Origin of the sequence: Parabacteroides vesiculifaciens, assembly GCF_049860805.1 — a bacterium.
GTDB lineage: Bacteria > Bacteroidota > Bacteroidia > Bacteroidales > Tannerellaceae > Parabacteroides.
Window position 1 is genome coordinate 535305 of record NZ_CP187555.1, and the last position, 11522, is coordinate 546826.

Below are 11522 nucleotides of genomic sequence, written 5' to 3' on the forward strand. Positions count from 1 at the left end.
GATGGATAAAAACACGATAATAGGTTTCCTGCTTATTGGAGTTGTCTTAATTGTATTTACCTGGTTGAACAAACCTACTCCGGAGCAGATGGAAGCACAGCGCCGGATGCAGGATTCGATAGCACAGATTGAATATGCAAAGCAGCTGGAACAGCAGAAAGAATTGAATAAAGAAACAAAGGCGGACGATGAACTGGCTGGCTTGCCCGATTCTGTGCGGCTTGCCCGCTTGCAGAACAGTTTTGGAGTCTTCGCCGATGCGATGGTAGGAGAGGACGGTTCTACTGTTTTGGAAAACGAGCTGATTGAAGTCCGTTTGGATAATAAGGGGGGACGTGTAGGATATGTCCGTCTGAAAAAGTATGATAATTATAAAAACGAACCTTTGGTCCTTTTCGATGAAAAAGATTCGAAGTTCGATTTTACGTTGGTGACAGCCGACAACCGTGTCGTAAATACAGGCGACCTGTATTTTACACCTGTAAAAGGAAATGATCCCAACAGCATCACTATGCGTTTGAATACAGGTGAAGGCAGTTATCTGGATTTTATGTATACCTTGAAACCGGACGATTATATGTTGCAGTTCTCCATTAAGGGAACCGGTTTGAATGGCGTGCTGTCACCGGGTACGACTGCTCTGGATCTGTTGTGGCAGCAGAAAATAACCCAGCAGGAAAAAGGACGTAAGTTTGAAGACCGTTATGCAACGGTGTACTATAAATTTATGGCTGACAATGTGGAATACCTGAGTGAGACGAAGGACGACAGCAAACAAATTTCCGGTCGTTTGAAATGGCTTGCTTATAAGGATATGTATTTCTCTTCTATCCTGATTGCCGGAAACAACGGTTTCGAGTCGACAACCATCGATTCGAAGATGCTTCCTGCAGACAGCCCTTTCCTGAAAGAATACAAAACAACGACGTCCGTCCCTTTTGACTTGAAAGGAAATGAGGCGACCGATCTGCGTTTTTATTTCGGCCCGAACCAGTTTTCACTGTTGAAATCTTTTGACGACAATGTGGAAAAGGCCGATCAGCTGGATCTGGAAAAGATCGTTCCGCTTGGATGGGGTATTTTCCGTTGGGTGAACCAGTACTTTGTTATTCCGCTGTTTAACTTCCTCGGACAGTTTATCCATAGCTACGGTTTGCTGATCTTCCTGTTGACGGTTATCGTGAAATTGATCCTGTTCCCGTTGACGTATAAGTCTTATATGTCATCAGCCAAGATGCGTGTGTTGCGCCCGCAGGTGGAAGAACTCAATGCCAAGTACCCAGGACAGGACAAGGCTGTAGAGCGTCAGCGTGCAACGATGGAATTGTATAGCCGCGCCGGAGCAAGCCCGATGGCGGGATGTGTCCCGATGTTGTTACAGATGCCGATTCTGGTCGCTTTGTTCATGTTCTTCCCGTCGGCAATCGAGTTGCGTCACCAGAGTTTCCTATGGGCGCACGACTTGTCTACTTATGATGCGATTGTAAGCTGGAATACCTATATTCCTATTATTACACCTTACTTCGGTAACCATATCAGTTTGTTCTGTCTGCTGATGACCGTGACAAACATCATTTATACGAAGTTCAATATGGAACAGACCAATACCGGACAGCAGCAGATGCCGGGGATGAAGGCGATGATGTATATGATGCCGTTGATGATGTTGGTATTTTTCAACCAGTATGCATCCGGTTTGACTTATTACTACTTTATCTCTACTTTGATCACGATCCTGCAGACTGTTATCTTCCGTTATACGATTAACGAAGATAAGTTGTTGGCCAAGCTGGAAGAGAATAAGAAGAAGCCTATGAAGAAGTCCGGTTTCATGAAACGTCTGGAAGAGGCCCAGAAAGCTCAACAATCTCAGTTGGAAAGACAAAAACAGCAAAGAAAGAATCGATAAGATTCTTTTCTAAATAGTTTGTCATAGATAAAACAGGCAAGGAACGAATTCTCGTTCCTTGCCTGTTTTTCTTCTATATGGACAGAGCCTGTTTTTCTATGCTTTTAGAAAATAAATCGGATTCCGGGATTATTTTATTATGGAATGTTTGTACATTTGCAAAATCTATCAATAAGTAGCGAGTTGATAAGTAAAATGATGATGAGGACTTACATAGATCGTTTCATTGTAGGGTGTTTAGGTATTTTATAGGGTATAAATTTTTCGCGGATGGCAAAAAGAGAAATTCTTTTGCAGAGTATTGCGGCTATTTTATTTGGCGCGATGTGCTTTGCTTTTTTCAGGTTTGTATATCCTTCTGACTTTTTTCAGAAAGAACAAGCCGAGGGATTGTTTACGTTAGGGTCCTTTGCTTCTTATCTGGATAAACCGGCATGGCTGGTTCGTTACAGCGGAAAAGTGTTGATGTCTTTTTGCGGGCCGTCCGGCGCCCCTTTTCTGATTACTTTGGTTTTACTTCTCGAATGGCGGTTACTTACTCTGATTCTGAAACGTTTTAATGTCGGCGGGATGGCGTCTTTGTATGCATTCTTTCCAGTCGTGCTGGAATGGGGCGGGTATTGTCATCCGACTTATCTCTTACATTCAATTCTGTCGACGATAGTCTCTCTTTCCCTCTTTTGGGGATATACTTATATAAGGAACAAATGGTTGAGTGTGCTGGCAGGGCTATTGGCGCTGCCGGCTATCTATTTTATTGCAGGCAACCGGCTTAATTTCTTTGTGCTGTTAATTCTTTTTTATGAGATAGGCAAAGATTATAGGCGTTGGGTGTATTGGGGGCTGCTCCTGGTGACAGGAATTATGATGCCGATTTGGATGGGGCATTTTTATTCACTGTCACAAGAGCAGGCTTATTTATATCCGCATAACGGATTGCCCTCTTTCTTTCCACCGATTCTGTTTTGCTTCAGCTTGCTACTATTGCAGATGAAGAAGTTCCGGAATATGGCGGTTCGGGCCTTGCCGGTTATGGCTACGGCTTGTACCTTGTTGGTATTGTTGGGAACCTTTATTTTGCTGCTTGCCGACTTCTAAGGAAGGCCAATGCCTTTTCCATGTCCTCCGGTGTGTCGATCCCGATCGTTTCTTGCTGGGTGATTCCGACTTTGATTTTGTAGCCGTTTTCCAACCAGCGCAGTTGTTCCAGGCTTTCGGCCAGTTCCAACGGAGACTGGGGCAAATGGGTGATCTCTTTTAAGGTATCGGCCCGGTAAGCATACAATCCGATATGTTTGTAATAAGTATGGTTCGGTAGCCATTCGGTATATTTCTTACCCCTCATATAAGGAATGATCGAACGGCTGAAATACATGGCTTCATTCTTCTTGTTCAAGACCACTTTCGGGGAATTGGCATTGAATAAGGTCGTTTCGAAATCATCATCCGGGCGGAATGGTTTTACCAGAGTGGCGATTTGGACGCTTTTATCTATGAAACAGGTCTTTAATATTTCGATCTGCTCCGGTTGGATGAACGGTTCGTCACCTTGTATGTTGACAACCACGTCATATCCGTCACCTGTTTTGCAATACGCTTCATAACAACGGTCTGTGCCGCTTTTGTGTTGGTCGGATGTCATGACGACATTGCCTCCGAAAGTCTGGACGGCTGCTTCTATACGGCTGTCATCCGTAGCTACGCAGACAGCATCGAGCACATCCCGGACTTGTTCGTATACCCGTTGGATCATCGGTTTGCCAGCCATATCGGCAAGTGGCTTCCCCGGGAAACGGGTAGAGGCATAACGTGCTGGAATTATTCCTATAAACTTCATGATTTATAATTTATGATTTATTTTTGTTCGGTTTTTATAGCCGATAGCCTTGTCAGTTGCTTACTGTTTTTCCTTCGCTCAGCCGGAGTACTTTTTCATGTTCCCCGACAATCCATACAATATCCCCTTCTTCAAAAACGGTAGATGGAGACGGGTTCTTGATGGAAGAAGTACCTCGTTCTATACCGATGACCAGGCAGGCTGACTTGTCGCGTATGCCGGATTCCAGGATCGTGCGTCCGATCAGGTGCGAGCCTTCGGCGATGGTGAATTGTTCCATGTTGACTTCATGTATTGTCTGTTCCTTGTTGGTCTGGGCTTTTTTGTATCGTTCGACCAGATATTGACGGAAATGTTCGAGATCGTCATCCGCGCCGACTACTACCAATTTGTCAAAAGGATAGAGGCGTTCCTCTCCTCCGGGGATATTAATCCGTTGTTCCCCCCGGATAATTGTTACGATGTTGACATTGCATTTCTGACGGAAGTTGAGCTCTTTCAATGTTTTTCCCATGCTGGGAGAATTCTGCTTTACTTCGAAATCAGCCAGGTGAAGATCCCGTTCCAGTAGGTGGTTGGCAAACCGTTGGTTGATCGGTGCCTTCCGCTCTTTCTCCAATTCACGTGCGGACAGGTTACTGAAAAAATGCCGTTCCATCAGGATGGATTGCCTTTTCAGTCGTTTGGATAAAATGACAATAACTATTACAGTTGCCGCAATCGCCAGTACGATACCGACTGCGGCATTCAGTAAACGGGCGACGGGCAGCATGACTAAGCCGATACATAATATAATACGTAAGATAACCAGTGAAACCAATGGCCCCCGGTTATATTTGCTATCCAGCCATAATTGTTGAAATTCGGCAGAATGATTCTTTTTCATCATGATTGCGCGCAACATGGGAGCAATCAATAGCAGGATCAGAATAAGTGAAATACCTGCCCCTCGTATGCCGGGGAGTTCCTTCATGATAAAAGGAGCTACGAATTGAAGCCAGATAAAGATCAGGACGAGGGTAACGGCTGTATAAGTACCGACTATGCGAACCAAAGCTTTCAACAATTTATTCCAGGCGCTTTTCTGATGTATGGTATTGGAACCTGAAGAGTAGCGTTCGAGAAATTTCATCCATGATTTCGGAATGACCCGGTCGGCAACCCTGCATGCAGGCTCTGCCAGGCGAATCATATAAGGCGTAAAGAATGTCGTAACAACTGAAACTGCAACGACAATCGGGTAGAGGAAATTGTCGGTTACCCCTAATGATAATCCCAGCGAGGCTATGATAAAGGCAAATTCGCCTATTTGAGCAAGAGAGAAACCGGATTGAATGGCTATTTTGACCGGTTGACCGGATAGCAGCACACCAAAGCCGGCGAATACTATTTGTCCGGCCATAACAACCAATGTAAGAATCAAGATGGGAATTTTGTATTCCCACAGTAACGCCGGATCGATTAGCATTCCGACAGAGACGAAGAATATGGCTCCGAAAAGATCTTTTACAGGTTTGATAATATGTTCGATATGTTCCGCGTAAATTGTCTCTGCCAGGATAGATCCCATAACAAAGGCTCCCAATGCGGAAGAAAATCCGGCTTTTGTAGCAATCATAACCATCCCCAGGCATAGTCCCAGACTGACAATTAACAACGTTTCGTCATTCAGAAAAGTCTTGGCTTTCTTCAGAAAAGAGGGGATCAGGTAAATGCCGATAACGAAACAGAACAGCAAGAAGATTCCTAACTTGACCACGCTGTTGAGTAATTCCATCCCTTCCACATGTTTGCTGACAGCCAGTGTGGAAAGCAAAACCATCAGTAAAACAGCAAACAAGTCTTCGACAACGAGTATTCCGAAAACCACTCCGGCAAACCGCTGGTTACGCAGTCCCATATCGTCAAATGCTTTGAAAATGATAGTTGTAGACGACATGGAAAGCATTCCCCCGAGAAAGAGGCTGTTCATATGCCCCCAACCTAAAGACAGTCCGGTGGTATAGCCGAGCGTCATCATACCTATCACGATGGTGATAGCCCCGATCACGGCGGTTCCGCCGACTTTCATCAGCTTCTTGAAACTAAAGTCGAGCCCTAAAGCAAACAGGAGGAAGATAACGCCTATATCCGCCCAGATGCGGATACTCTCTACATCTGTAACTGTCGGGATTTCCGTAATAGCCGGACCGGCAAGAATTCCGGCAACAATATATCCGAGTACGACCGGTTGCTTTAATCTTTTGAAAAGCAAGGTAACCAATCCTGCCGAGATCAGTATGACAGCAAGATCCGATATGAGAGATGGTATTTGAGACATGCTTTCATTGTTTTTCCGTTGGCAAAGTTATGTATTTATTTTAATTTTGCCGGTCTAAAAAATTGCCAAAATGAAGAAGATACATCCGATAGAAGCGTTGATAGAGCAAGGGGAGCACCAACAACTTGATTTTAAGTTCGAAGTGAGCGACAGCAAGAAGATTGCGCGTACGCTGAGTGCTTTTGCCAATACTGACGGCGGACGCCTCTTGATAGGTGTGAAAGATAATGGGAATATCTCCGGTGTCCGAAGCGAGGAAGAATATTATATGATCGAGGCGGCCTCCAAGATGTACACCCGTCCGGAAGTCCCTTTTGAGGCAACTCGTTGGGAGGTGAACGGCAAGACGGTTCTCGAGGTCTATATTGCCCCCAGTCCGGACAAACCGTATACCGCTCCCGATAAGGATGATAAGTTCAAAGCCTATATCAGAGTCGCCGATGAAAATATATTGGCAAATGAAGTGTTGGTACTTGCCTGGCAGAAGAAGCATAAACCCGACGGGACCTTATTGAAGATAAGCAAACCCGTAGAACGTTTGTTTGCTTATCTGGAGGATCATCCTCATATCAATATCAGTCAGTTCTGCCGTATCGGGCGGATCAATTATTACACGGCGAAAAATATTATAAGCGACCTGCTGGCTATGAACGCCCTGCAATACATTGTAATAGACAAGCGCATCTTATATCAACGCGTCCCCGCATAGAGGCGCCTTTTGTTGAGGTCGTCCGTGTATGTTAAAGGTCTTCAACATAAACCTGTGCATTCTCGAAACGGATAACCTTAACCTTGCGTCCTTTTTCTATAAAGCCGGATTCGGAAACCCCGTCATAATATTCCCCGTCGATCGATACCTTTCCGGAAGGACGTAATACGGTAGCCGCTATTCCCTCTTTTCCGACCAGCGAAGATAAATCAGGAGATGATATCGCATCTTTCAAATCCGTATTCAGCGCGACTTTCCGGAACATACCCCGGTGCCCGATCTTATTGGATAACCAGATCATCAACCCGAAGCCAGCCACTAACCCGACCAGCACCGTCAATGTCGCTTCTCCGATCTCTTGACTGCTCACTCCTTCAAAATCGAAGTTGTCATTATTCAATAAGCCCATTACCAGGCCGCCGATAACCAATATGATACCGCTTATTCCGGCAACACCGAATCCCGGAATGACAAAGATTTCGACCGCGAGCAACAAAACCCCGATGACAAAGACCAAAATTTCCCAGTTTGCAGCCAGCCCGTCTATATAAAGCGGAGCAAAATAGAGGATCGCCGCCAGCAAGGCAGCCGCAGAAGGAAAGCCCAGCCCTGGCGTTTGCATTTCAAAATAAATACCGCCGATGATAATAATGATCAGAATGGACTGAAAAATCGGGTTCATCAAAAATCCTTTTAAATCATCCTGCCAACTGGGGGTATAACTTTTCATTTCATAATCTTTATATCCTAAGTATTGCGTGATAACTTCGTCCGGACTTTCTGCTAATCCGTCGCAATAACCCCACTTTTGGGCCTCCTGCGCTGTGAATGTAAGGACTTTTCCGGTATCTATCAGGTTCGGAATGGCAACCCGTTCGTCGACCATTGCTTCGGCTATCATCGGATCTCGTTTCCACTTATATAAAGTGTCGTTCTTTTGTATGATTGTATCCTGCCCGTGTGCTTCGGCTGTCGAGCGCATCATAGAGCGCATATAGGATTGGTATTTGTCCGGCATCGCTGCACCCGTTTGGTTCACGACGGTGGCTGCTCCGATATTGGCGCCTTTCCGCATATAAATTTTTTTACAGGCGATGGAGATGAGTGCCCCGGCAGAAGCGGCATTGTTGTCGATAAAGACATAAACAGGGATGGGGCTATATAAAATAGCCGTACGCATCGAATCTGCCGCATCCACTTGACCGCCGTATGTGTTCATATGGATCAGAACTGCGTCTGCCCCCAATGTGTTCGCTTCCGCTAAACCGTTACTGAGATACAGGCGTGTGGTGTTGCTGATCTCTTTTTTTATATCGATTTTGTATACTAACGGGCGCGAAACGTCTGCCGCTGATATAAATGGGGCCATCTGGACCAATATGACAGCTAAAAAAAGTCCTAATTTTTTCTTCATTTTATATTATTCTCCATCTCTTTTACATGTCGTACGAATTTGTAATATACATGTTGTAAATTTTGTATTTTAGTTGCTTGAAAACTTGTAAATACTACTCATTTTCAGGGCTATTTGTTATAAATGTATTAAGTTACGATTTTTAATATTAATAATCATCAAACCGTATTGTAATTAGAATATTATTCTTACATTTGTAATGTCCTTCAATGCTGGAGGATAATACTAAACCGGTATTAAACCTTATAAAAAAGTTAGTAATTATGAACGCGTTGCAATTTCAGAAAAAATTATTGAGCATGCAAGAAAATATGATGAATTTTGCTCTTATGCTCACTGCCAACAGGGATGACGCCCAGGATTTGATGCAGGATACAACGCTGAAGGTTTTAGACAATCAGGAAAAGTTTGTAGACAATATTAATTTCAAAGGATGGGTCTTGACCGTGATGCGTAATATTTTTATAAATAATTACCATAAAATCGTTCGTACCCAGACCGTGGTTGATCAGGGGGTCGATTTGTATAATTTGGATGTCGTGAATGACTCAGGCTTTGATTCTCCGGACGGTGCTTATCAAATTAAAGAAATTACAAAGGCGATAAATAGCCTGAATGATGAGTTGAAAATACCGTTCTCTATGTTTTTGAGTGGCTACAAGTATAATGAGATCGCTGAAAAGCTTTGTGTTCCTCTGGGTACGGTTAAGAGTCGCATCTTCTTCGCCCGTCAGGAATTGCAGAAAGTCTTGAAAGATTTCCATCAGAGATGAGGTGAAGTTTAAAATAAATATGAAAAAAATAAACGGGGGCATCCGATGGGTGCTCCCGTTTATTTTTATTACTTTTGGCGCAAAATAGTAAACAGAAATGAGAAGTTTTGCAAGTGATAACAATTCAGGTGTTCATCCTTTGGTAATGGATGCCGTGATTCAGGCGAACGATAATCATGCAGTAGGATATGGCGACGATCCCTGGACCGCAGCAGCTACTGTGAAGATAAAAGAAGTGTTTGGCGAAATGGCATCGCCTTTTTTTGTTTTTAACGGGACGGGGGCGAACTCTGTTGCTTTGCAGGCGGTAACACGTCCGTTTAATAGTATTTTGTGCGCTGAAACGGCTCATATCAATGTGGATGAGTGTGGTGCTCCGGCCCGTATGACCGGCTGCGCTGTCGTGACGATTCCGACTCCGGACGGGAAATTGACGCCGGAGTTGATCAAGCCTCGTCTGCATAATTTCGGTGTCTGCCATCATTCGCAGCCGAAAGCGGTTTATATTTCACAAGTTTCCGAGTTGGGAACGATTTATACGGTCGAAGAAGTCAAGGCGATTGCCGATCTGTTGCATTCTTATAATATGTATTTGCACATGGACGGAGCACGCCTGGCAAATGCCTGTGCTTATCTGAATTGTTCGATGCGGGAGGTGACGGTCGATGCCGGAGTGGATATCCTTAGTTTCGGGGGAACTAAAAATGGGATGATGATGGGAGAAGCTGTCGTTTCTTTCCGTCCGGAGATAACCGGGAATTTGCAGTACTTCAGAAAACAATCTGCCCAATTGGCCTCCAAGTTGCGTTATCTTTCCTGCCAGTTTATCCCTTATCTGGAAAATAACCTGTGGCTGGAAAATGCACGGAAAGCTAACAATAGCGCCTATCGTCTGGCTGAAGCCTTGAAAAAGTATCCGCAAATCCGGTTTACCCAGAAAATAGAATCCAACCAGCTTTTCTTTACGATCCCCACAGAACCGTTGAAGAAACTGCAAGAAAAATATTTCTTCTATATGTGGAATGAAGAAGCCAACGAAGCCCGTTTGGTAACTTCCTGGGACACGACGGAGGAAGATATTAATGATATGATACGGACGTTGGATGTCGTATTTAAAGAAACTCCTTCATCCTTATTGTAAAAAACGATTTATTTAACGTTTGGAGAACTTGATGCTGGAAAGATTCAGCAGCTTGTTTTTTGAGAGTAAAAACGGATCTTTTTCATCTATTTGCCGTTTTTCCGGGATGACGACCGTCTTTATTGCCGTGAAGATTGACTTTGCCGCCATGAAGACGGTCGTCATTACTCATGATCCCGGCAGCTCACGGCGACGAAGACGGTCGTCATGGGAAAGTTCTGCGCACCTCATGGTAGAGAGACCTGAAAAAACTTTTGGCGTAAACGGGAGTGGACCTGTTCTTGTTTGTAAATATTCGATTCTCCGAGAGTTTAGGTTTAACATTTTGTTCTATTATTTGTGACCAGACCGACAAAACGAATCTGCTATCAGAATGAGGTGCCTGCCTCATGAACCCTGTTGTCATTCGGAATATACCTGATCCGAACAAAATGTAAGTTCAAAATAGACTGAAGTTTCAGATGAAATAGAAAAATACCGGAATTTGGGGTTATTGTGTACTTTAACAATAAGAGGGTCTGATTCTACATATAATACTATTTCCGGTTAGTTTGTTGTTGTGTGAGTAATTTTACTCTTTGTTTTTTAGACGGTTAAATGTTTTGTATGCGCTCATTTTCCTGATGGGCGTTTGAAAATTGCGTCAATTTTCGTGTAAGATTGCGCCGTCTCTCCTCACGGTAGAGCTCTTTCAAACCTAATTTTGCTGGTAAAGAAATCAGACGTTTCACCTAATCTATTTCGAGTATGGAAGAAGAAAAACTGACGAAGCCCCTGCTTTCTTATGAAGAGGTGATTGAAGTCATGGACAAGCATATTTCACGCGGTGAACCTGCTGTCTGCGATAAACGGATCGTCTGTGTGGAAAAAGTGGCTGAACAAATGGATGAGGATCGTAAAAAAGGGAGATCATACTGCAGAAAAGTTTTTCTCTTTTATCGGAGATTCATGAAAAAGTCATTAATCGCATTTATGTTTATCGCGAGCTTCCTGATTATGACGGCTTGCGGCGGACCACCTGTCGATAAGGCATTGAAGAAAGTGGACGCTTCAATCGAAAAACTTGAAAAAATCCAGAAGAAAGGTGGCAAATTGAACAAGGAAGAACTTGATGCCTTAGGGAAAGAATTGGAAGAACCGATCGAAACATTGAAAAAGGCAGTTGAAAACGATGAGGTCGGTGGACTTACCAAAATAAAAATTGTCACGAAGTTGGGTAAGTGGGCGGTACTGGCTGTGATCGGTATCATCAATGCTGTAAACGGGCGGGCGAAGGAACTCCCACTCATCGGTAAATACCGTATCCTGAAGTAGTTTACAGGTTTTGATTCTTAATTGTCAATTATCGATATGACAATAAAAAAATATTTTTCAAAACATTACAGTTTGGCTGGATCGAGTTAGGATCGTTGTAGAAAC

General features: G+C 43.8%; 10 protein-coding genes. 6 read left to right on the top strand and 4 right to left on the bottom strand.

Annotation, left to right across the window (positions count from 1 at the left end; genetic code table 11):
• The first annotated feature begins 1 nt into the window (after nucleotide 1).
• A complete protein-coding gene (gene yidC, locus ACPYIV_RS02135) occupies nucleotides 2–1909 on the top strand; it encodes a membrane protein insertase YidC (protein ID WP_293734467.1) in 1908 nt (635 codons plus the stop codon).
• 270 nt (nucleotides 1910–2179) lie between these two features.
• Nucleotides 2180–3007, top strand: coding sequence for a DUF6057 family protein (locus ACPYIV_RS02140; protein ID WP_425885304.1), 828 nt, complete (start codon nucleotides 2180–2182; stop codon nucleotides 3005–3007).
• On the opposite strand, the gene kdsB is transcribed toward ACPYIV_RS02140, so the two are convergent.
• The gene (kdsB, locus tag ACPYIV_RS02145; protein WP_293734465.1) at nucleotides 2982–3746 is read right to left on the bottom strand and encodes a 3-deoxy-manno-octulosonate cytidylyltransferase; all 765 of its coding nucleotides are present in this window, start codon (nucleotides 3744–3746) and stop codon (nucleotides 2982–2984) included. The two genes, ACPYIV_RS02140 and kdsB, sit on opposite strands and share 26 nt — an antisense overlap.
• 52 nt (nucleotides 3747–3798) lie before the next feature.
• Complete coding sequence (locus tag ACPYIV_RS02150; protein WP_293734464.1) at nucleotides 3799–6066, bottom strand: cation:proton antiporter; 2268 nt, start codon at nucleotides 6064–6066, stop codon at nucleotides 3799–3801.
• Nucleotides 6067–6136: 70 nt separating this feature from the next.
• Here ACPYIV_RS02150 and ACPYIV_RS02155 point away from each other — a divergent pair, with 70 nt between their 5' ends.
• A complete protein-coding gene (locus tag ACPYIV_RS02155) occupies nucleotides 6137–6775 on the top strand; it encodes a helix-turn-helix domain-containing protein (RefSeq protein ID WP_425885307.1) in 639 nt (212 codons plus the stop codon).
• Nucleotides 6776–6806: 31 nt separating this feature from the next.
• Here the strand turns inward: ACPYIV_RS02155 and ACPYIV_RS02160 are convergent, their stop codons facing one another.
• The gene (locus ACPYIV_RS02160) at nucleotides 6807–8189 is read right to left on the bottom strand and encodes an NfeD family protein (protein ID WP_293734462.1); all 1383 of its coding nucleotides are present in this window, start codon (nucleotides 8187–8189) and stop codon (nucleotides 6807–6809) included.
• Nucleotides 8190–8452: 263 nt separating this feature from the next.
• Here ACPYIV_RS02160 and ACPYIV_RS02165 point away from each other — a divergent pair, with 263 nt between their 5' ends.
• Nucleotides 8453–8962, top strand: a complete 510-nt coding sequence (locus tag ACPYIV_RS02165; protein WP_293734461.1) for an RNA polymerase sigma factor — start codon at nucleotides 8453–8455, stop codon at nucleotides 8960–8962.
• A 97-nt stretch (nucleotides 8963–9059) separates the two neighbouring features.
• Complete coding sequence (locus ACPYIV_RS02170) at nucleotides 9060–10103, top strand: threonine aldolase family protein (RefSeq protein WP_293734460.1); 1044 nt, start codon at nucleotides 9060–9062, stop codon at nucleotides 10101–10103.
• Between the two features lie 12 nt (nucleotides 10104–10115).
• On the opposite strand, the gene ACPYIV_RS02175 is transcribed toward ACPYIV_RS02170, so the two are convergent.
• Nucleotides 10116–10253: a hypothetical protein gene (locus tag ACPYIV_RS02175; protein ID WP_293734459.1), complete on the bottom strand. Its 138-nt coding sequence runs from the start codon at nucleotides 10251–10253 to the stop codon at nucleotides 10116–10118.
• A gap of 597 nt (nucleotides 10254–10850) precedes the next feature.
• Between ACPYIV_RS02175 and ACPYIV_RS02180 the strand changes: the two genes are divergently transcribed.
• A complete protein-coding gene (locus tag ACPYIV_RS02180; RefSeq protein WP_425885310.1) occupies nucleotides 10851–11417 on the top strand; it encodes a hypothetical protein in 567 nt (188 codons plus the stop codon).
• Nucleotides 11418–11522: the final 105 nt, after the last annotated feature.